The following is a 20,954-nucleotide window of genomic DNA, read 5'->3' as shown; positions in this document are numbered from 1 at the left end:
CCGCACGACTGTGCGTGCTCATGGCGGCGACTGCCGTCATCACGGCGGCGTGCGAGCGCGAGGAGCGCGGCTTTCGCGTCGAGCCGCCGCAGGCGCAGCTCGCCATCGGCACGCGCCTGACGCCTCTGCAGCCGGGCTCGCCGATGCCGACGCCGTCGCAGGAGAACGAGTACGAGAAGAACGCCTTTGCCATGAACGAGGGCAAGCGCCTGTTCCAGTGGTACAACTGCTCGGGCTGTCACGCCCAGGGCGGCGGCGGCATGGGCCCTGCGCTCATGGACGACAAGTGGATCTACGGCAGCCAGCCCGACCAGATCTTCTCCACCATCGTCGAAGGCCGTCCCAACGGCATGCCTTCCTTCGGCGGCAAGATTCCGGATTTCCAGGTCTGGCAGCTGGCGGCCTACGTGCGCTCCATGAGCGGCAACGTCGACCAGACCGCCGCCCCGTCCCGTAGCGACAGCATGCAGGTCAAGGTGCAGGAGCAGCTGGCCGAGGAAGTGCCGCCCGCCGATTCGGCTCCTCCGCCGCAGCCGCAGTGACATGACGAGCCGGAGAACAATGGCGCCGCCGCTGTGCGCGGCGCTCGCGTGCGCTCTGTCGGCTTCGTGCGCGGGGCCGCAGAACATGCTCGATGCCGCGGGCGAGCACGCGCGGCATCTGTCCGAGCTGTGGTGGCTGATGCTGGCGGTGCTGGCGGCGATCTACATCCTCGTCTGCGGTGCCATCTTGATGGCCGCCTACCGGTCCTCGCATACCGGCCCGCAGACGCGCCTCGCGGAAACCGCGCCGGAGCGGGAACGGCGCATGTCCATCGTCGTCGGCGCGGCCGTGGGCGCCACCGCCGTGGTGCTCTTCGTGTTCCTCTTCGCCAGCTTCTCGACCGGGCATGCGCTGAACTCGCTCGCTCGCACGCCGGCCGACCTTACCATCAAGGTGACGGGACAGCAGTGGTGGTGGGATGTCGAGTACCAGGACCCGGTGCCGAGCAACACCGTCATCACGGCCAACGAGATCCACATCCCGCTCGGCAAGACGGTGCAGCTGATCCTCGTCTCCACCGACGTCATCCACAGCTTCTGGGTGCCCAACCTTGCCGGCAAGAAGGATCTCATCCCGGGTCATCAGAACACCATGTGGCTGAAGGCGGAGCGCCCCGGGCTCTACCACGGCCAGTGCGCGGAGTTCTGCGGGCACCAGCACGCCAACATGCGCTTCCACGTCGTTGTGGAGACCGAAGAGCAGTTCCAGGCCTGGCTGCAGGCGCAGCGCAAGCCTGCCGTCGAGCCGTCCGACGAGCGCCTGCGTCACGGCCAGCACGTCTTCCTGACCGGCCCGTGCGCGATGTGCCATTCCGTTCGCGGCACGGATGCCGCCGGATTCGTCGCTCCCGACCTTACGCACGTGGCCAGCCGTGCCCGCATCGGCGCCGGCGCGCTGCCGAACACGCGCGAGCATCTGTTGCGATGGGTCGCGGACTCGCAGTCCATCAAGCCGGGCAACCACATGCCGCCGCTGACGCTGCCGCCGCAGGATCTGGACGCGGTGGTCGCCTACCTGGAGAGCCTGAAGTGAGCAGCGGCGCCGGCAGCCGCGAGCAGCGCACGGCGGCCGAGCGCCGCGAAGACGCCGAGCTGGCGCGGCGGCTGGAGAAGGCCTGGCGCCGCGAGCGCGGGCTCGTCGGCTGGCTCTCCTCCAACGACCACAAGGACATCGGCCGCCGCTTCATCGTCACGGCGCTGATCTTCTTTCTTCTCGGCGGCCTGCTGGCGTTCCTGATGCGCCTGCAGCTGGCCCGGCCGCAGGCGGGCCTGATCGGTCCGGACCTCTACGACCAGATCTTCACGATGCACGGCACGACGATGATGTTCCTGTTCGCCATTCCCGTCATGGAGGCGTTCGGCATCTACCTGGTGCCGCTGATGCTGGGGACGCGCAACATCGCCTTCCCGCGCCTGGCCTCCTTCAGCTACTGGATCTATCTGCTCGGCGGCATCGTCCTGTACGTCTTCTTCTTCCTGAACATCGGTCCCGATGCCGGATGGTTCATGTACCCGCCGCTGTCGGGTCCCGAGTTCTCGCCGGGCAAGCGCGTCGACATCTGGAGCCAGCTCATCAACTTCACCGAGATTTCCGCGCTGGCGGCCTCCATCGAGCTGATCGTGACCACGTTCAAGCTGCGGGCGCCGGGCATGTCGATCAACCGCGTGCCGCTGCTGGTGTGGGCGATGCTGGTCACGTCGTTCATGGTCGTGTTCGCGATGCCGTCGGTGATGACGGCCAGCCTGTTCCTGACCACCGACCGGCTGGTCGGCACGCACTTCTACAATCCCGTCGAAGGCGGCGATCCGCTGCTGTGGCAGCACGTGTTCTGGTTTTTCGCGCACCCGGAGGTCTACATCATCTTCATTCCGGCCACCGGCTTCGTCTCGGCCATGCTGCCGGCCTTCACGCGCCGCCCCGTGTTCGGGTACACGGCGCTGGTCCTGTCGCTCATCGCGACGGCCTTCATCGGCTTCGGGCTGTGGGTCCACCACATGTTCACGACGGGGCTGCCGCAGCTGGGCGCCGCCTTCTTCACGGCTGCCACGATGATGATCGCCATTCCCAGCGGCATCCAGGTCTTCTGCTGGATCGCCTCGATCTGGAGCGGGCGCCTGGTGCTGAGAACGCCGATGCTGTTCATCCTCGGCTTCCTGTTCGTCTTCATCCTCGGCGGAATGACCGGCGTGATGCAGGCTGCCGAGCCGCTCGATCACCAGCTCCACGACACCTATTTCGTGGTCGCCCACTTCCACTACGTGCTGATCGGCGGCGCCGTCTTTCCGCTGTTCGGCGCGCTCTACTACTGGTTCCCCAAATTCGAGGGCCGGCTGATGAGCGAAAGGCTCGGGCGCATCAACTTCGGGCTGATGTTCGTAGGCTTCAATCTGGCCTTCTTTCCCATGCACATTCTCGGCCTGGAGGGCATGCCCCGGCGCGTCTACACGTACCTGCCGGAAACCGGCTGGGGTTCGCTGAATGCGGTGTCGACGGCCGGCGCGGTCATGCTCGCGCTCGGCGTGGCCCTGTTCCTCTTCAACGCCTGGTGGAGCCGACGCAACGGGCCGGTGGCCGGCGACAATCCGTGGGATGCCGATACGCTGGAGTGGACGACAACCTCGCCGCCGCCCTCGTACAACTTCCTGTACATTCCCATTCTGGACAGCCGCGATCCGGCCTGGACGCGCACGCCGCAGTCGCCCGTGATCGTGGGCCTGCAGAGCGACTGCCGCGAGGTGGTCCTCACCAGCATCGATGCCGAGCCGGACAGCCTGATGATCCTGCCGCAGCCGTCCATCTGGCCGCTGGTGACCGCGCTGGCCGCCGGTGCGACGTTCGTCACGGCCTGCTTCACGCCATGGGCGCTGCCCATTGGCAGCGCCCTCGGCGCGATCGGACTGATCGGCTGGGCATGGCCGACCCAGCGCGACGAGGAGTGCGAGCCGCCGCGTGCCGAGGAGATGAGCGAGCAGGACAAGAAGGACGGAGCGAGGCGCAGGAAATGACGTCGCGAGAACAGATCGACGTGTCGGGGCTGCCGCGCTTCACGTTCGGGCCGCGCGGCATGATGTGGTGGGGCGTGACGAGCTTCCTGGCCATCGAGAGCACGATGCTCGGCATCTGCCTGGTCTCGTACTACTACCTGCGCGACCGGTCCTTCGAGTGGCCGCTTGCGCCGACGATGCTGCCGGACCTGCTGGTGCCGACCATCGGGATGGCGCTGCTTCTGCTGAGCGTGGCGCCGATGCGGTGGACCGAATCGGTTGCCAGGAAGCTCGACACGAAAGCGGTCATTCGCGGGCACGTCCTGTGCGTCGTCCTCGGAATCCTCATCATCGCCGTGCGGGCACTGGAGCTGACGCGTCTGAACGTCGGCTGGGATACCAATGCCTACGGATCGATCGTGTGGACGATCATCGGCATCCACACCTACCATCTGCTGGCGGAGGTCGCCGAGACCGCCGTGATCGGGCTGTTGTTCGCCCGCGGGCACACAGACCCCAAGGTCTTCGTCGATGCCACGGACAACGCGCTGTACTGGTATTTCATCGTCCTGGTGTGGGTCCCCTGCTACGTAACGCTGTACCTGGTGCCGCGTCTCGGATGAGGACGACCATGACGATGGGTGCGCAGCAGGAGTTTCGGCGTTCGCGCGGCATCGCGATGCTCTTCTACGGGATGCTGGCGGCGCCGCTGGCGCTGGCCGCGCATCTGCTGATCAACTACGCCCTGGTGCACCTGGTGTGCTCGCGCTACGACCGGCAGTGGCTGCACGTGCTGGCCGCGCTCTTCGTGCTGATCGCGGCCAGCGGTGCGGCGATGTCGGTGGCGACGTGGCGGCGTGCGGGAGCGCACTGGCCCGACACCGCCAGCGACGTGCTGACGCGGGCGCGGTTCCTGTCGGCGCTGGGCCTGGGCACTTCGGCTCTGATCGTCCTCGTGCTGATCGCGCAGTGGATGGCCACTGCCTTCATCGACCCATGCATGCGATGACCGCGCCTCCGTCCTCGTCCGCGCGGCACGCCGCCACCATCGCGCTTGCGCTGTGCCTGGCCGCCGGCACGGCGGCGGCGCATGGCGACGCTGCCGCGGCCGAGCCTGCGGCCGATCTGTGGTGGGCCTGGAGCCGCGATCCATGGGTGCTGGTTCCGCTCGTCCTGACCGCCCTCCTCTACGCCGCCGGCTCGCGCCGCCTGGCGCGCGAATCCTCGCCGGCGGGCCGGCGCGCGCGCCGAGCGGAGACCGTCCTGTTCTGGTCCGGCTGGACGGCGCTGGTGGTGGCGCTGGCCTCTCCTCTTCATCCTCTGGGCGAGGTCCTGTTCTCCGCGCACATGACACAGCACGAGGTGCTGATGCTCGTGGCGGCCCCGCTGCTCGTGCTCGCACGCCCGCTGCCTGCGCTGATGTGGGCGCTGCCGCCGCGATGGCGCCACGTCGTCGGCGCCGCCGCGCGGGTGCGCGGCGTGCAGGGAGCATGGGCGCTGGCGACGATGCCGCTGGTGGCGTGGCTCGTGCACGCGGTGGCGCTGTGGATCTGGCACGTTCCGGCGCTTTTCGAGGCCACCCTGCGAAGCGATCTCGTGCACACGCTGCAGCACGCAGCCTTCCTCGGGTCAGCATTGCTGTTCTGGTGGGCGCTCGTGCATGGGCCGCGCGATCTGGCCGGCTACGGCGCAGCGATTCTCTACGTCTTCACGACCTCGGTGCACAGCGGCGCGCTCGGAGCTCTGCTCACGTTCGCGCGCACGGTCTGGTACCCGAGCTACGAGCGCACCGCCTCGGCATGGGGATTGACGGCTCTGGAGGACCAGCAGCTGGGCGGCCTCATCATGTGGGTTCCCGCGGCGCTCGCCTACCTTTTCGCAGGACTGGCGCTGACGGCCGGCTGGCTGCGCGAAAGCCACGAGCGGGCGCAGCGGCTCCAGCGGTCGCGTGCGGGCATGGCGGCCGGCGGCACGGCCACGACGCGCACGACACGGTGACGGCGCGCAACGGCTCCTGCACCTGACGTAGCGGCAACCGCGAAAAAAGCGCGACGAAGCGGGGGTGCCAACGTCTTGCGCTTCCAGCCACGGCCATCAGCATGGCGGAAACGGCTGGAGGTACTTATGGGACTCGATCTGATGCAGCAGAAGGGCGTGCCGCTCGACGAGCAGCGCTTCACCTGGCGAGAGCTCGTCGGCCGTCCGATCAGCAAGCTCAACGATGACGCATTCACGCGGGTCCGCGTCATCCTCATGAACGGAATCGAGAGCGAGTCTGTGGGCTTTCTCCACAGTCTGGCGCGTTTCAACCGCGACCTGCAGATCCCCGCCGCGCAGGTCCGCCGCATCGATCATCATCAGGCCACGATGGTGAACTGGCTGCTTTCCCCCGATCACTCACCGCTCGAGACCACCATCGCCTACGAACAGGTGGCCATCGAGGTGACGGCGCACGTGGCGCTGCACGAGCCCGACGAGTACCTGGCACAGGTGTATCGCTTCGGGATGCTCGAGGACTTCGACCACCTTCACGCGTACAGCGCGCTGCTGGACCGCCTGGAGGGCAAAGACTCCAACACGATCCTGCAGGGCTACTCGGACGTGCTGCCCGGCCGGCGCACCGTCGAGGAGCACCGCGCGCCCGAGGACGACCTGCGCATGCCGTACGAGAAGATGTCGGCGCATCCGCTGAGCAAGCTCAACGCGCTGACGATCCTGGCCGGCGAGCAGCAGACGCGCAACTACTACATGAACGTCGGCCCGATCTTCGCGGATCCGGTGGCGCGCCAGCTCTACGCCGAGATCGCCTCGATCGAAGAGCAGCACGTCACGCAGTACGAGTCGCTCATCGACGCGACCGAGACGTGGCTCGAGAAGTGGGTCATGCACGAGGCCTGCGAGGTCTGGAACTACTGGAGCTGCATGCAGAGCGAGACCAACTCGCGCATCAAGGCGATCTGGGAGCGCTTCCTGGACTACGAGCTGGGCCAGCTCCATTTCGCGATCGAGCACTTCGAGCGCATGGAGAAGCGCGACGCCGCCGAGATCCTGCCGGCGGAGCTTCCCGACCCCATCGCCTACGAAAGCCACCGCGAGTTCGTGCGCGAGACGCTGTCGGCGGAAGTGAACCTGCGCGCCGACGGCCCCGAGTTCATCGACGTCGAGGACGGCGAGCCCGAGCGCACGCTCGAGTACAGGAGCTACATCAACTCCTCCGGCTCGCCCTCCGAGAGCGTCCGCACCAACTACCAGTGGCAGCCGGGCACCGAGCTCATGCAGCGCGCCGTCGCCCTGGCCGAAGACAGGAGGATCCATTGAGCAATCCGACCAAGCCGACCGAGATCGGCCACAACAGAACCGGAATCGCCACCTCTCCCATCGGCTACACCAACCTCTCCGAAATAGGAGCGGACGCGCCCACGCCCGACACCAGTGCGATGTACTCCATCCGCGTCTCCTACAGCGACGAGGCCGATCCCGTCGGAACGATGCCGCCGCCGATGAAGCTGCGCGGCCTTGCCAAGGACGTGATGGCGCGCCTGAAGGGTGAGCAGGCCACCGTGCTGCTGGACAAGCTCGGCGAGCGGCTCGCTTACGAGCGCACGGGCGTGCGTCTCTACGACGCGCTGCTGGTCAAGCTGGCGGCTTCGCATGCGCACGACGAGACGCTGACGAGCGAGGCGCTCGAGGAGATCCGCAACGATGAGCTGCGGCACGCCGGCATGCTGGCATCGGCGCTGGAAATGCTCGGCGCCGATCCCACGGCGGTCACTCCGTGCGCCGACGTCATGGGCGTGGCCGCCAGCGGCTTCCTGCAGGTACTGACCGACCCCAAGACCACGCTGACGCAGTGCCTGGGCACGATTCTGGCGGTCGAGCTCGGCGACCTGGCGGCATGGGAGCTGCTGATCGAGCTGTGTGACCAGCTCGGTCACACCGAGCTTGCCACGTCCTTCCGTCAGGCTGCCGAGGAAGAGGCCCGGCACGAGTCGCAGGTCCGGGAGTGGGTGCGCGCCTCGGTCCTTGGCCAGGCCGACGAAGCCGCCGACCCCGATTCGGCCACCACACACTGACAACCCGGGGTCTGGTCGTGCACACGCATGACCAGACCCCTTTCTTCTCTCTTCTCTCTTCGCTCGCCGCTCTCTCACGGACGTTTGCGCCGCTGAACGCTCCGGCCGGAATGGGCCGCAGCCGTCCCGGTTCCGTCTCCCTTCGCGGTCGGGTAGGTTCGGCTCGGTCGCGGACACTGCCTGCGGCGGATCGCGTCGGGCCCGCGCCTTCCTCCGCCGATCGACAGCCAGCGGCCGCGCCCGCGGCAAACATGGCCGTCCACGAATCCTTCTGGACCTACGCGCGCTTTCGCTGGCTGAAGCTGTCGCTGGTCGTGCTGGCAGCAAGCTCGACCGCCTACGTCATGAGCGGCCCGGTCCACGCTCGCAGCGGCGATAGCGCGGTCGGCTACGGCCTGGGCATTGTGGCAGCGGCCTTGATGGCGTGGCTGTCGTGGTTCGGCGTGCGCAAACGATCGTACCACGCCGCCGGAGCGCCGCTGCGCGGCTGGCTTTCCGCCCACGTCTACCTGGGCGCCTGCCTGCTGCTGCTCGTCCCCTTGCACTGCGCATTCCAGTTCGGCGCCAACATCCACACCGCCGCCTATGCTCTGGTGGTTGCCGTCGTGGTCTCGGGCATCGCCGGCGTCGCCTACTACACCGCGATCCCGGAGCGGATGACCGAGAACCGGCCCGGCGAGAAGCTGGCGGCGCTGCTCGAGCACATCGCCGAGATCGATTCGGAATGCCGCAGCATGGCCGAGAGTCTGCCCGATGCGGTCGCGCGCGCCATTCGCGTGTCGATCGAGGAGACCAGGCTCGGCGGCGGCCTGCTGCGCCAGCTGTCGGGCACCGATCCTCGATGCGGCACGGCGCGCGCGCTGGCGATGCTGTCGGCGGAAGCGGCGCAGACCGAAGGCTCGCGGCGCGGCGAGGTCCAACGCCTGCTCGAGATCCTCAGCATCAAGCGCTCGCTGGTCGACCGGGTTCGAAAGGACGGCCGCTACAAGGCTCTGCTGGATCTGTGGCTGACTTTCCACGTTCCGCTGGCCATGGCGTCGCTGGTCGCGGTGGCAGCGCACGTCTTCGTCGTCCTCTACCACGGATAGGACGAGTGCGAGCGCGAATCTCCTACGTCACCGTCAAGCGTTCGGGCACCCGCGCCGTGCGCGACGTGCTGCTCGACGTCGAGGTGGTGCGGATCGGCCGCGGCACCGACAACGAGATCCAGCTGCCGGGCCTGTCGGTAGCCCTCGAGCACGCAGCCATTCACCTGCGGCAGGGGCGCCCGTGGATCGAGGCGGTGCGCGGCGACGACGTGCGCGTGGGCGGCCGCGTCGCCTCGGCGCGAGCGCTCGCCATCGGCGACACCATCCGCATCGGCCCGCACGAGCTGCGAGTGCGAGCGCCGGAGGCGGGAACCGATCTGGCAGTCGAGGTCGAGCAGATCGAGTCCGCGCAGGCCTCGGCCGCCGACCTCGCCCGGCGCACCAGCCTCGGCATCCATCGCGGCAGGATCACGCGGCGGAAGCTGGCGTGGGCGGCAACGCTCGCCGCAGCCGCCGGCTTGTTCGCGCTGCCATGGCTGTCGCAGCGAAACGCGGCGCCGTTCGATCCGTCGCAACCGGAGGCGGAGCGGTCACGCGGGGCACGCATTCTGGCAACGGCGTGGAGCAGCGGGCCCCTGTCGGCTTCGCACGCGCACTTCACCGAGCAGTGCAACGCCTGCCACGTCGAAGGATTCGAAGAAGTAAGCGACAACGCCTGCCTTGCCTGCCACGGCGGAATCGGGGCCCATGCGGCCGAGGATGCCGGCGGCGCCGGCCGTGACCGCACCCGCTGCGTCGATTGTCACGACGAGCACCGCGGCGGCCGGACGCTGGCAGCGTTTCCCGATTCGCTGTGCGCAAGCTGTCACGCCAATCTGCGCGCCACCTACCCCGAAACCGACCTGCTCGACGCCGCCGACTTCGCCGCAGCGCACGCCGAGTTCCGCCCGGCCGTGCTGACGCAGCCGGGCTCGGAGGTGCAGCAGCGCATCCCACTCGATCAATCGCCGCGCGAGCAGAGCGGACTGCGCTTCCCGCACGACGAGCATCTGGCCGGTGCGCTCAGGACCGCTCTCGGCCCCGTCGTTCTCGAATGTCCCAGCTGCCACGTCGCCGATGCGCGCGGCGAGACGATGCAGGCGATCGATTTCGAAAAGCATTGCCGCCGCTGCCACACGCTGGCCTTCGACGAGCGCGCCCCGGACCGCCATGCGGTTCACGGCGATCCTGCGGCCCTGGAAAACGATCTCTTCGAGTTCTACGCCACGCGCGCGCTGCGCGGCGAGGAGGTCGACGAGGAAGCGCCGCTGGTTGCGCGGCGGCGGCCGGGCCGCGAGCTGACGGCCGAAGAGAAGGCCGGCGTGATCCGCTGGGTCGGCGAGAAGACGGCACGCGTGCGGCGCCTGCTGCTCGCCGACAGCGGCGCCTGCGCGACCTGCCACGTGCTCGAGCGCAGTGCGGGCGACGTTCGGGTGCTTCCGGCCCGCCTGGTGCCGTTTCCCGGATCCGAGCGCTGGCTGTCGCGCGCGATCTTCGAGCACCGCTCGCACGCTTCGACTTCGTGCGAATCCTGTCATGCGGCGCGGCGCTCGGCGTCGGCCACCGACGTGCTGCTGCCGGGGATCGAGCGTTGCCGCCAGTGTCACGGCGGCGAGCAGCCGCGCACGGGCAGGATCGCCTCGCCGTGCACGAGCTGTCACGACTTCCACCGCGAGCGCTTCGGCGCGATGCATGGGGAGCGCGCGGCGATCGAGGAGGGATCGTGATGCGCGCGTCCGGCCTCGCCGCCTCTGTGCACCGCAACGCGCGCAAAGCGGCTTCGACGGCGGCCGGTGACAGCTGCCGGCGCCGGGCCGAACCTGGCCGCGGCGCGGCAGCACCGCTTGCAATCGTCACGGCGTGGCTGGCCGCGAGCCTGGCTGCGTGCGGCAGCGGCGGATCGAGCAGCACGGGCACGCCGCAGAGCTGCGACGGAAGCTGCGCGCAGCGCGCGCTCACCGCCGCCGACGTCGAGGGAGCGCTGGCACGCGCAGTCGGCGAAGCCGAGCGGCTCGGCGTCTCGGCGACCATCGCCGTCGTCGACCGCATCGGCAACGTGCTGGCCGTGTTCGCAATGGACGGCGCAGCCGGCAACACCGTCATCACCAGCGGCCGCGACGTGCGCACGGGCTTGGAGACGCTGGTGGTTCCCGCCGCCGCCGCGGCCATTTCGAAAGCGGGTACCGCGGCCTATCTGTCGAGCCAGGGCAATGCGTTCACTTCGCGCACCGCCGGGCAGATCGTCCAGGAGCACTTCAATCCTGGCGAGAGCGGACGTCCCGGCGGTCCGCTGTTCGGCGTCCAGTTCAGTCAGCTTCCCTGCGGCGACCTCGTGCGGCCCTTCGACGCCGACCAGCCCGACGATCGCGCGGGGCCGCACCCGATGCCGCTCGGACTGTCGGCCGATCCCGGCTCGATGCCGCTGTATCTGGACAGCACGGGTCCTGGCGGCATGAGCGGGCGGGTTGCCGCCGGAGGCATCGGCGTCGAGATAGGCTGCAGCGCCCTCGCATGCGGCGCGTTCACCGCGGCGCCGGGCTCGGAAGCGGCCACGCTGCTGGAGGCGCTTGCCGGCCCCGGCCATCCCACCTGCGAATCCTTTGCAGCCTGCACCGACGACTTCGCCACGCTCTACTCCTTCGACCCGCACATCCTCGACATCGACGAGAGCGTCGAGGAGCGCATCGCGGCTGCCGGCGCTGCCGGCCTGGAGGCGCCCGAGGACAGGCGCGCCGAGCGCATCTTCGTCGACGGCAAGTCGCTGCGCTTCGCCGACGAGGAAGAGCACGGTCCGCCGAGCGATGACGGTTGCGAGGTTCTCGAGGGGAGCTTCCTCGCCGTCGCCGGCTTCACCGACGTCGCCTCGTGCGCCGGTATTCGCGGCGGCATCGCGCTCGGCACGAGCGCCTCCGGCGTGCTTTCGGTGCCGTCTTTCGGCGACTCGGGATTGCCGGCCGAGATTCTGGTCACCGCCGGCGGCGTGCCGCGCTTCCCGCCGCGCGCCGGCACCGCGCCGGCCGGAGAGCAGCTCACGGCGCTGGAAGTGCGAACGGTGCTCGAGCACGCGCTGTCGGTGGCCGACAGCCTGCGAGCCGCGATCCGCAGGCCGCTCGATACTCCGGCGCGCGTCAGCATTTCGGTCGTCGACAGCGAGGGGGTGCTGCTCGGGCTGGTGCGATCGCCCGACGCACCGGTGTTCGGCATCGACGTCTCGCTGCAGAAGGCGCGCGCGGCCGTGCTTGCCTCCTCGCCGCAGACGCGCGCGCGGCTGGAAGCGGCGCCGCACGCCATCCAGCGCTATCTCGATGCCACCATCGACTTCCTGACGGAGCGCGCCGTCTTCGGCGACGAGGAGGTGACGGCGGACATGGTGTTCACGGGCGACATCGCGTTCGCGGCGCGCTCGATCGGCAACCTGGCGCGACCGTTCTTTCCCGACGGCATCGACCGCCGCGACAACGGACCGCTGTCTCGCCCGCTCGAGCAGTGGAGCCCTTTCTCGACCGGCTTCCAGCTCGATCTGGTCATCGAAGGCATCGCCTGTTCGGCGGCCGGCATCCGCGGCGTCGCGCCGTGCAGCACCGATCTGCAGCCGGCACCGAGCTGCAGCCCGGTCGCGGGCGTGAACAACGGCATCCAGATCTTCCCGGGCGCGGTGCCGATCTACCGGGGCACGACGCTGGTGGGAGCCGTCGGCATCTCCGGAGACGGCATCGATCAGGACGATGCAATCGCATTCCTCGGTCTGCACAACGCCTCCGTGGAGCTTGGCAGCATCCACAACGCGCCGCAGGAGATGCGCGCCGACCGCCTCGAGGTGAACGGCTCCAACGTTCGTTACGTCAGCTGTCCGGTGCGACCGTTCCGAAACAGCGACGAGCAGAGTCCGTGCGATGGCAGGTAGAGCGGTGATGCCCGATCGCTCGGCGCCGGCCGCAGGTCCGCGGCGCGCCGGCAACGCTCCGTCGCGAATCCGCGTCGCCGCCTCCCTCGCCTGCATCGGGATCGTCGCGCTTGCGCTGTGGCTGGCAGCGCCGACGGCCGCCGTCGCGCAGGATACGCAGGCGCCGCGACGCCGTCCCGGCCATCCCGAGCAGGATGTGGCGCCGCTGCTGGAGCCGCTGCGACCCCTGCAGGGCGAGCCGTTCACGTCGCTGCCGGACCGCTGGCGCATCATCGAGAACCTCGGCGTGCGCGAGCGCTGGTACGATCCGTACAACCAGAACACGCTCAAGGCCGACCGGCCCATCCGTCATCTGCTGCCCTGGTTCGGGCCGCAGTGGTTCCTGAACCTCGGCGTCATCTCCGACACGTTGATCGAAGGCCGCCGCATTCCGGTCGGCGTCGGCGGCCAGGCCACCGACGATCCGGACGACCTCGACGTCTTCGGCACCGGCGATCAGCTCATCGCCGCCGAGACGGTGATCGTCGAGACCTCGATCGTCAACGGCAACACGACGTTCCGCCCGCCCGATCACGAGTTCCGAATCGTTCTGGCCGGCCAGTACAACGACCTGACCGTCGGCGAGCGCGGCATCGTCAACGTCGATCCCGACAAGGGCGAGCACCGAAGCGACGGCCACCTCGGCATCCAGGAGCTGCTCTACGACCGGCATCTGCGGAACGTCTCGGAGGCCTACGACTTCGACAGCATCCGCATCGGCATCCAGACGTTCATCAGCGACTTCCGCGCCTTCCTGTATCAGGACAGCCAGCCGGGCATCCGCCTGTTCGGCAACCGCTTCCGCAACCGCCTGCAGTACAACGCTGCGTGGTTCCACCGTCTCGACAAGGACACCAACTCCGGTCTCAATACCCTCTTCGGCGACCGCGGCGACGACGTCTTCGTCGTCAACGGCTACTACCAGGACTTCCTGCGGCCGGGCCTGACGGTCTCGGGCCTCTGCCTGTACAACCGCAACCGCGACGGCGATCGCGGCGCGCATTTCAACGACAACGGCTTCATCGAGAGGCCGGCTTCCATCGGCGACGAGAGGCCCAAGAACTACGACGTCGTCTATCTGGGCTCGGGGCTGGACGGGCGGCTGTGGCGCCTCAACCTGACCGCCAATGCGTTCTTCGCTCTGGGCGAGGAGCGCAGCCCGATCGCCTCGCGCAACGTCGACATCTTCTCGTATCTCATGGCGATCGAAGCCTCGATGGACTTCGACTGGTATCGCCTCAAGCTCTTCGCGTTCCACACCCCGGGCGACGAGGATCCCTTCGACGGCGAGGCGGAAGGCTTCGATGCCGTCTTCGAAAACCCGCAGCTCGCCGGCGCCGACACCAGCTACTGGCACCGGCAGAACATTCCGCTGGTGGGCGGCGGCGGCGTCGCGCTGTCGGCGCGCAACGGCCTGATCCCGTCGCTGCGCTCCTCGAAGGAGGAGGGACAGTCCAACTTCGTCAACCCGGGCATCTGGCTGGCCGGCGCCGGCGCGGACCTCGACCTGACGCCGCAGCTGCGCCTGACCGCCAACGCCAGCTATCTCGAGTTCGACGACACGGCGGTGCTGCAGGTGGTGCGCCAGCAGGCGCACGTGGAAAGCACGATCGGCTACGATCTTTCGGCGGCGCTGCTGTGGCGCCCGCTCTTCAACCAGAACATCGTCGTGCGCCTCTCGGCCGCCGTGCTCGTTCCGGGCGAAGGCCTGGCCGACCTCTACGACGACCGCTACTCCGTCTTCTACTCGACGCTTCTCAACGTCACGCTCGTCTACTGATGCGAGAGGAAGATCGACAGCCGCGATGGTTCGGAGGACGCCTGCGCGCCGCCACGCTGGCTCTCATCGATCCGACGATGACCGTGATCGCGCTCGTCGCCCTCGCGTTTGCGACCGCCGCGCTGATCGCGCTGGCATTACCGACGGCCGCCGACGCTTCCTCGGAGGAGAAGCCGCGCGACATCACGTATCCGGTCTATCCGCCGGCGCCTCGCGACCAGTCGCGCGCCGAGGCGGACGCGAAGTCGGCCGGCTGCATATCCTGTCACACCGCCACCGATTCGGCGTCCATGCATCGCAGCGAGGCCGTCGTTCTCGGCTGCACCGACTGCCACGGCGGCGATGCATCGGTTTTCGCGCCGGACGACGTCGTGCACGCTCCGGGGCATGGAAAGGAAGGGCATCCTCCCGCCTACCTCGCCGCCATCGAGCGCGCGCACGTGCTGCCGCGCTACCCGCGGAGCTGGCGCTGGCCTTCGTCGGCCACGCCCGAGCGCACCTACACGCTGCTCAACCGCGAGGCGCCCGAGTTCATCCGGTTCGTCAATCCCGGCGACCTGCGAGTGGCGCGCGAGGCTTGCGGGGCCTGCCATCAGCACGAGGTCGGCTACGTCGAGCGCAGCATGATGGCCACGATGTCGATGTTCTGGGCGGCGGCCGCCTACAACAACGGCATCCTGCCGATGAAGCGCTCGATCCTCGGCGAGGCCTATACGCGCGACGGCCAGCCGGCGACGGTGCCCGGCATTGCCGGGGACGACACGCCCGAAGCGCTGGCGCGAGGCAACCTGCCGCAGCTCTTTCCGCTGCCGTCTTGGGAGACGGTGCCGCCGGCGGACAACTTCCGCGTCTTCGAGCGCGGCGGACGCAACATCCGCTCGGTGTTCCCCGAGATCGGCCTGCCCAATCCGCTCGAGGAGCCGGGGCGGCCCGACACCCGCTCGTCCAACCGCGGCCCGGGCACCGGGTCGCGCGTGAGCATCCCGGTGCTCAACATCCACAAGACGCGCCTCAACGATCCTGCGCTGTGGTTCATGGGCACCAACGACCAGCCCGGCGACTACCGCGCCTCCGGCTGCAGCGGCTGCCACGTCGTCTACGCCAACGACCGCGATCCCCTGCATTCGGGGCCGTGGGCCGATGCAGGCCATCGCGGACGGACGCAGACGGCCGATCCGACGATCCCGCGCGACGAGAGCGGCCATCCGATCCGCCACGAGCTGACGCGATCGATCCCGACCAGCCAGTGCATCGTCTGCCATATGCATCAGCCCAACATGTTCGTGAACTCCTATCTCGGCTTCACGATGTGGGACTACGAGGCCGATGCGCCGCTGATGTGGCCGGAGAAGCAGCATTTCCCCAGCGACGACGAGCTCGACGCCACCTACGAACGCAACCCTGAAGGCGCGGCCGCGCGCGGCAACTGGCGCGACCTCGAGTTCCTGGCGGCCGTCTCGGCGCTGAACACGCGGACGAAGATCACGCAGTTTGCCGACTACCACGGGCACGGCTGGAACTTCCGCGCCATCTTCAAACGTGACCGCAAGGGTCACCTGCTCGACGGGAAGGGCCGCCGCGTCTCCGACGAGGATCCCGACAAGTTCCGCAAGGCGGTGCACCTGCGCGACATCCACGCCGAGCGAGGCATGCACTGCACCGACTGTCACTACTCGACCGACAACCACGGCGACGGCCACATCAAGGCGGAGGTGGCGGCAGCGGTGGAGATCGCGTGCAAGGACTGCCACGGCACCGTCGATGCGCGCGCGACGCTGCGAACGTCCGGGCCGGCGGCGCCCGACGGCGGCCGCAATCTGGCAGACCTGCGCAATCCCGACGGTCAGTTGCGCTTCGTGTGGCGCGGCGACGAGCTCTATCAGCGCTCGCTGGTGACTCCGGGACGCGAGTGGAAGGTCGTGCAGGTCAGGGACACGGTCACGCCCGGCAGCCCCGTTTTCAACGCCGAGGCCGCTCGCGCCAAGACGATGACGCGCGATACCGGAACCCAGGCATGGGGCCCGGTGCCGGCGCGCCAGGACCGCGCACATCGCGACGACGAGATGGCCTGCTTCACCTGCCATTCGGCGTGGGTGACGACCTGCGGCGGCTGCCATCTTCCCATCGAGGCCAACCGCAAGACCGAGCGCCATCACTTCGAAGGCGGCGAGACGCGCAACTACGCGACCTACAACCCGCAGGTCGTGCGCGACGACGCGTTCATCCTTGGCCGGCATGGGCAGGTGAAGAGCGGCATCCTGGCGCCGCTGCGATCGTCGTCGGCGCTGGTGGTCTCCTCCACCGACATCAACCGCAACCACATCTACGTGCAGCAGCCGCCGGTGGCCTCCTCCGGCTACAGCTCGCAGGCGTTCAACCCGCACTTCCCGCACACGGTGCGAACGGAGGAGACCAAGCGCTGCGACGACTGCCACCTCTCGGAGGCCGGCGACAACAACGCGATCATGGCGCAGCTGCTCGGGCTGGGAACCTCCTACATGAACCTGCTCGGCTTTCACGCCTTCGTCGGCACCGAAGAAAGCGTCGAGGCCGTGCAGGTGACCGAATGGAACGAGCCGCAGGCGGTCCTCGGCAGCTATCTGCACCGCTACGCCTATCCGGACGACTACGCGCGACACCTCGCGGGCGGCCGCGAGCTGCGCGCCAGGGAAATGGCGGAGGCGAAATTCTCCCACGACTCGCATCGGGCGGCCTGCGTGCAGCTGCGGGGCGAGTATCTGTACGTCGCCGAGGGCAAGCGCGGCATGCAGGCCTACGACGTGGCCAACGTCGCCAACAAGAACTTCTCCGAGCGCATCATCACGGCGCCCTTCTCGCCGCTGGGGCACGATGCGCGCGTGGAAAGCCGCAATGCCACCTGCGTGGCGCTGCCGACCACCCAGCCCGTGCGACCCGAACGCAACGGCGGCACGCCCGAGCTCGACGAGCTGATGCTGCGCACCAACCTCGAGCAGCCCATGCATCCGATCTACCGCTACGCCGCGATCACCGATGCCGAAGAAGGCCTCATCCTGACCGACGTGGTGACGATGGGAGACTTCGAGCCGCGCAACAACTTCCTGCGCCGTGACGTCGTCTGGAACCCGGAGGGCCTGCTCGACGGCGCCGTGCATGCCACCTTTGCCGGACACATTCTCTACGTCGCCGCAGATGCAGGCGTGGTCGTCGTCGATCTGGATGATCCGCGGCAGCCGCGGCATCTGGCGACGATTCCGCTGGCGGGCGCGCGCGCCGGCTTCGTGCAGTTCCGCTACCTCTTCGTCGTCGATGCCGAGGGGCTGAAGGTCGTGGACGTGACGTGGCCGCAGCAGCCGCGCGTCGTCGCCGGTGCGGCGGTGCCGCTGGCCGATGCCCGGCGCGTGATCGTGGCCCGCACCTACGCCCTGATCGCTGCCGGCAGCCAGGGCCTTGCCATCGTGGACGTGGAGCGGCCCGAGCGGCCGCGCCTCGTGCAGTACTTCGACGGCGGCGGCCGCCTCTCGGACGTGCGCGACGTGACGGTGGCGATGACCAACGCCTCCCTGTTCGCGTATCTGGCGGCGGGGCGCGAAGGCCTGGCCGTCGTGCAGCTGACCTCGCCGGACTCGCAGCCGCGCCTGTACGGCTTCAGCCCCGAGCTCGTCCCCGAGCTGATTGCGTGGCGAAAGACGGACTCGCCGGCGCTGTCGATCTCGCGGCCGCTCGAGCGCGACCGTGCGGTGGACGAGACCGGACATCAGGTGGCGGTGTTCGGACGCATCGGCTCACGGCCGCTGACGCTCGAGGAGATGCGCGCGCTGTATCTGGACGACCGCGGGCGGCCGTGGACGGTGCCCGCGTCGAATCGAGGCCGCTGACGCTCCAGGAAATGCTCGCGCTGTAGCTCGATGATCGCGGGAGCCGCCGACGGCGCCGGCATCAGCGGCGGCGCTGCGCCAGCGCTAGTCTCCGAGCCGCTCCTCCTGCAGCAGACGCTCGGCGCCGTCGCACAACTCGCGCACAACATCGGCGGCCTTCGCGATCTCCCGCACGCTCGCGACCGAGCGGCCGGCGTACAGCGCCATCGCGGCGACGTTGCCGGTCGTGTCGCGCGTCGGCGCGACGACGGCGAAGCGCGGCAGTGTGATGCGCATGCCCGGGCCCATGTCGGTCTCGCCCACGCTTTCGTTGGTGTCGGCATCGGCGGCATCGACCGCCGACTGCAGCACGCGATGCGGCGCGTTCGGCCACATCGCCGAGAACTTCTCCGTCAGCACCGTATCGTCGGCTTCGGCCTCCAGCAGCGCACGCACGTACAGCGGATGCGCGTCCGATTCGGCCGTCGCGACGAAACGCGTGCCGACGCGCACCGCTGCCGCTCCACGGTCGAACGCGTCCGCAACGTCGCGCGCGCATCCGATGCCGCCTGCGGCAACGATGGGAACCGATACCGCCGCCTTCACCTCCACCAGGAGATCGCGCAGCGGCGTCGTGCCGCGCACGTGCCCGCCGGCCTCCAGGCCCTGCGCGACGACGTAGCGGCACCCGGCGGCGACCGCCGCTTCGGCTTCCGCGCGCGAGCCGACCTGCCATCCGACGACCGCGCCGCCGGCGGCGGCGCGGCGAACCAGCTCCGCGTCGGGCTCTCCGTAGAAGAACTCCAGAACGCGCGCGCGCGGTGCCGCGACATCGACGACCTCGACGTCGAGGAACGGCATCAGGAAGTTGACGCCGAAGGGACCGCGGCAGCAGCCGGCAAGCTCGTCGAGCACCGTCGCCGCCAGCGGCGGCGGCAGCATCGGCAGCCCGATCATGCCGAGGCCGCCGGCGCCCACCACTGCCGAGATCAGCTCCGGCGTGTTGATGCGCGGCATGGCCGCGAGCTGCAGCGGTCGGGCGCATCCGACGAGGGTGGTGAATGCGGTGGGTAGCATGGTCGCCATCTACCACCGCCTTGACGGCGCCGGCAAGAATAGGTGCATCCAGCGAACTCTCGGTCGAGGCGGCGACGGCGGACCGCCTCTTCTTTGTCGCTCACCAGCGCGACCCTCAGCTCGAGGTCGAGCGCACGGCGGCAAGCGTTTGACCGCAGTGGCGACGCCGGAGCCGCAGCCGCAGGTCTGCTGTCACTGTCTACCGTCGCCGCTGGGCGGCTGCTGCTCGCGCAGGTCCTCCTCCATCGGCGACGCGGCCTGCTCGTTCTCCTCGTGGCTCTCGTCGGCGGGCGAACGAAGAGGGGTCGGGTCGTCGGGCGGGGGCGGTGGATTGCCTTGCTCGGCGGCGGCCTCTTCCTCGGCACCGCGATGCTCCCCCGCGCCGGCGTCGTTCCTGCCTGCCTCTCGATCGCGTTCGCCGTGGGTCGCTGCCGCCTTGCCGGTGGCGTCCGCGCCGGCGTCCCTTCGCGTCGAGCGCCTGGCGCTGTCGTAGCCGGCGACGGCGTCGAAGCGGGACGTGCGGTGCTCGCCATGCTCGTCGTAGCCGAGCGCATGGACGTCGCGCGGCGTCTCCAGCAGCGCCGCCACGCCATCGGGATCGACGATCATGGCCACCGCCCATCCGGCGGCGATGGCCGCATCGAGTGCGACGACGACGGCCTGGCGATCGGCCTCGATCCAGCGACCGCTGCGCGGATCGATGATGTGAGGGCCATGGCCGCCACCGCTGCGTGCGCCGGACGCCCGCTGGCCGTCGTCGGTGCCTTGCAGCGAGTGCACGATGGCGGCTGCGCGATCGCGAAGCGCGATGCTGCCGGCGATGGCGTTGCCGCGCGGGACGTCGATGCGCCATGGCGGGTCGCGTCTGCCCGGACCGATGGCGACGTAAACGTCGCCGAAGCGCAGCAGCGCACGCGTTGCACCGAGCTCGCGAAGCCGCGCCGCCATCCGCGATGCAGCGTAGCCTTTGGCCAGCAGGCCGAAGTCGAGCGCCATGCCGGCGCGCGCCAGCTCGACGCGATCCGGTGGATGCAGGATCACGCGATCGTAGCCGACGTGGCCGAGCGCGGCATCGACAGCATCCTCGACCTCGCGACCGGCTTCGGCTGCCATGCTGCGCGCACGAACGAGGGCGCCGACCGTCGGATCGAAGGCGCCGCCGGTGATCCGCGACAGAAGCTGCGAAAGCGTCAGCAGTCGGTACAGATCGACCGTGACGCGCACCGGGCCCTGCCCTGCCTGCTGATTGAGCTTGCCGACCTCGCTGCGCTCGTCGTCGGTTCGCAGCTCGCGTTCGAGCCTGCGTCCGACCTCGACGGCCTGATCGATCCAGTATTCGCCGGTCTGGCGATCGGGCGCGTCGACGACGGTCTCCACGATCGCGCCGAGCAGACGCTGCGCCTCGCGCACCTCCTCGGCCGGCGCCGGCGCCGCCGCGCCGAGAAGGCAAAGGGTTGCCGCGAGCAGCGGCGTGAAGCGGGGGCTCGCCAAGGCGCTGAGGTCGTGGCGGGCGAGGCTCAAGTCAAATCCTGGCCGGCACTGCCACCGCCGTACCGCACGTGCATGGCCGGGCCGGCGGCGGTCGAGCGCGGCGCGCCCCCGGCCGCCGGGTTGACACGCGCGCAGCAAACTGAAAATGAAAGTCAAAATC

Annotated in this window: 15 protein-coding genes; 13 read left to right on the top strand and 2 right to left on the bottom strand. The window is 69.1% G+C overall.

Features of this window, described 5'->3' with window-relative positions:
• Positions 1 to 20 precede the first annotated feature (20 nt).
• The 13 genes from VEC57_17940 (at position 21) to VEC57_17880 (ending at position 18,247) form a co-directional block, all read left to right on the top strand.
• The gene (locus tag VEC57_17940) at positions 21 to 542 is read left to right on the top strand and encodes a c-type cytochrome (protein ID HYC01021.1); all 522 of its coding nucleotides are present in this window, start codon (positions 21 to 23) and stop codon (positions 540 to 542) included.
• A 19-nt stretch (positions 543 to 561) separates the two neighbouring features.
• Complete coding sequence (gene coxB, locus VEC57_17935) at positions 562 to 1,575, top strand: cytochrome c oxidase subunit II (GenBank protein HYC01020.1); 1,014 nt, start codon at positions 562 to 564, stop codon at positions 1,573 to 1,575.
• Positions 1,572 to 3,548, top strand: a complete 1,977-nt coding sequence (gene ctaD, locus VEC57_17930) for a cytochrome c oxidase subunit I (protein ID HYC01019.1) — start codon at positions 1,572 to 1,574, stop codon at positions 3,546 to 3,548. The genes coxB and ctaD overlap by 4 nt, the downstream gene beginning before the upstream one ends.
• On the top strand, positions 3,545 to 4,150 hold the full coding sequence (locus tag VEC57_17925) for a cytochrome c oxidase subunit 3 (protein HYC01018.1): 606 nt from the start codon (positions 3,545 to 3,547) through the stop codon (positions 4,148 to 4,150). The genes ctaD and VEC57_17925 overlap by 4 nt, the downstream gene beginning before the upstream one ends.
• An 8-nt stretch (positions 4,151 to 4,158) precedes the next feature.
• Complete coding sequence (locus tag VEC57_17920; GenBank protein ID HYC01017.1) at positions 4,159 to 4,536, top strand: hypothetical protein; 378 nt, start codon at positions 4,159 to 4,161, stop codon at positions 4,534 to 4,536.
• On the top strand, positions 4,533 to 5,525 hold the full coding sequence (locus tag VEC57_17915; protein ID HYC01016.1) for a cytochrome c oxidase assembly protein: 993 nt from the start codon (positions 4,533 to 4,535) through the stop codon (positions 5,523 to 5,525). Before VEC57_17920 ends, VEC57_17915 begins: the two co-directional genes overlap by 4 nt.
• 126 nt (positions 5,526 to 5,651) lie before the next feature.
• Positions 5,652 to 6,845, top strand: a complete 1,194-nt coding sequence (locus VEC57_17910; GenBank protein HYC01015.1) for a hypothetical protein — start codon at positions 5,652 to 5,654, stop codon at positions 6,843 to 6,845.
• Positions 6,842 to 7,600: a ferritin-like domain-containing protein gene (locus tag VEC57_17905; protein HYC01014.1), complete on the top strand. Its 759-nt coding sequence runs from the start codon at positions 6,842 to 6,844 to the stop codon at positions 7,598 to 7,600. Before VEC57_17910 ends, VEC57_17905 begins: the two co-directional genes overlap by 4 nt.
• Positions 7,601 to 7,851: 251 nt before the next feature.
• Positions 7,852 to 8,688, top strand: a complete 837-nt coding sequence (locus VEC57_17900; protein HYC01013.1) for a hypothetical protein — start codon at positions 7,852 to 7,854, stop codon at positions 8,686 to 8,688.
• Between the two features lie 5 nt (positions 8,689 to 8,693).
• Positions 8,694 to 10,394 carry an FHA domain-containing protein gene (locus VEC57_17895; GenBank protein ID HYC01012.1) on the top strand — a complete coding sequence of 567 codons (1,701 nt, stop codon included), beginning with the start codon at positions 8,694 to 8,696 and terminating at the stop codon, positions 10,392 to 10,394.
• Positions 10,394 to 12,571, top strand: a complete 2,178-nt coding sequence (locus tag VEC57_17890; protein ID HYC01011.1) for a heme-binding protein — start codon at positions 10,394 to 10,396, stop codon at positions 12,569 to 12,571. The genes VEC57_17895 and VEC57_17890 overlap by 1 nt, the downstream gene beginning before the upstream one ends.
• Positions 12,561 to 14,390, top strand: a complete 1,830-nt coding sequence (locus VEC57_17885; protein HYC01010.1) for a hypothetical protein — start codon at positions 12,561 to 12,563, stop codon at positions 14,388 to 14,390. Before VEC57_17890 ends, VEC57_17885 begins: the two co-directional genes overlap by 11 nt.
• On the top strand, positions 14,390 to 18,247 hold the full coding sequence (locus VEC57_17880; protein HYC01009.1) for a hypothetical protein: 3,858 nt from the start codon (positions 14,390 to 14,392) through the stop codon (positions 18,245 to 18,247). The genes VEC57_17885 and VEC57_17880 overlap by 1 nt, the downstream gene beginning before the upstream one ends.
• 84 nt (positions 18,248 to 18,331) lie before the next feature.
• On the opposite strand, the gene VEC57_17875 is transcribed toward VEC57_17880, so the two are convergent.
• The gene (locus VEC57_17875) at positions 18,332 to 19,312 is read right to left on the bottom strand and encodes a nitronate monooxygenase (GenBank protein ID HYC01008.1); all 981 of its coding nucleotides are present in this window, start codon (positions 19,310 to 19,312) and stop codon (positions 18,332 to 18,334) included.
• Between the two features lie 183 nt (positions 19,313 to 19,495).
• Positions 19,496 to 20,824 carry an FAD:protein FMN transferase gene (locus VEC57_17870; GenBank protein HYC01007.1) on the bottom strand — a complete coding sequence of 443 codons (1,329 nt, stop codon included), beginning with the start codon at positions 20,822 to 20,824 and terminating at the stop codon, positions 19,496 to 19,498.
• Positions 20,825 to 20,954 lie beyond the last annotated feature (130 nt).

The organism is Candidatus Limnocylindrales bacterium, from assembly GCA_035626395.1.
Classification (GTDB): Bacteria; Desulfobacterota; Binatia; order UBA1149; family CAITLU01; genus DASPNH01.
This window is presented reverse-complemented; position numbering and strand designations above follow the sequence as displayed.

Excerpts from the sequence above, each read along its gene's own strand:
- VEC57_17940 (HYC01021.1), top strand. The coding sequence starts at position 21 with ATGGCGGCGACTGCCGTCATCACGGCGGCGTGCGAGCGCGAGGAGCGC.
- coxB (HYC01020.1), top strand. The coding sequence starts at position 562 with ATGGCGCCGCCGCTGTGCGCGGCGCTCGCGTGCGCTCTGTCGGCTTCG.
- VEC57_17925 (HYC01018.1), top strand. The coding sequence starts at position 3,545 with ATGACGTCGCGAGAACAGATCGACGTGTCGGGGCTGCCGCGCTTCACG.
- VEC57_17920 (HYC01017.1), top strand. The coding sequence starts at position 4,159 with ATGACGATGGGTGCGCAGCAGGAGTTTCGGCGTTCGCGCGGCATCGCG.
- VEC57_17915 (HYC01016.1), top strand. The coding sequence starts at position 4,533 with ATGACCGCGCCTCCGTCCTCGTCCGCGCGGCACGCCGCCACCATCGCG.
- VEC57_17910 (HYC01015.1), top strand. The coding sequence starts at position 5,652 with ATGGGACTCGATCTGATGCAGCAGAAGGGCGTGCCGCTCGACGAGCAG.
- VEC57_17900 (HYC01013.1), top strand. The coding sequence starts at position 7,852 with ATGGCCGTCCACGAATCCTTCTGGACCTACGCGCGCTTTCGCTGGCTG.
- VEC57_17890 (HYC01011.1), top strand. The coding sequence starts at position 10,394 with ATGCGCGCGTCCGGCCTCGCCGCCTCTGTGCACCGCAACGCGCGCAAA.
- VEC57_17885 (HYC01010.1), top strand. The coding sequence starts at position 12,561 with ATGGCAGGTAGAGCGGTGATGCCCGATCGCTCGGCGCCGGCCGCAGGT.
- VEC57_17880 (HYC01009.1), top strand. The coding sequence starts at position 14,390 with ATGCGAGAGGAAGATCGACAGCCGCGATGGTTCGGAGGACGCCTGCGC.
- VEC57_17875 (HYC01008.1), bottom strand. The coding sequence starts at position 19,312 with ATGGCGACCATGCTACCCACCGCATTCACCACCCTCGTCGGATGCGCC.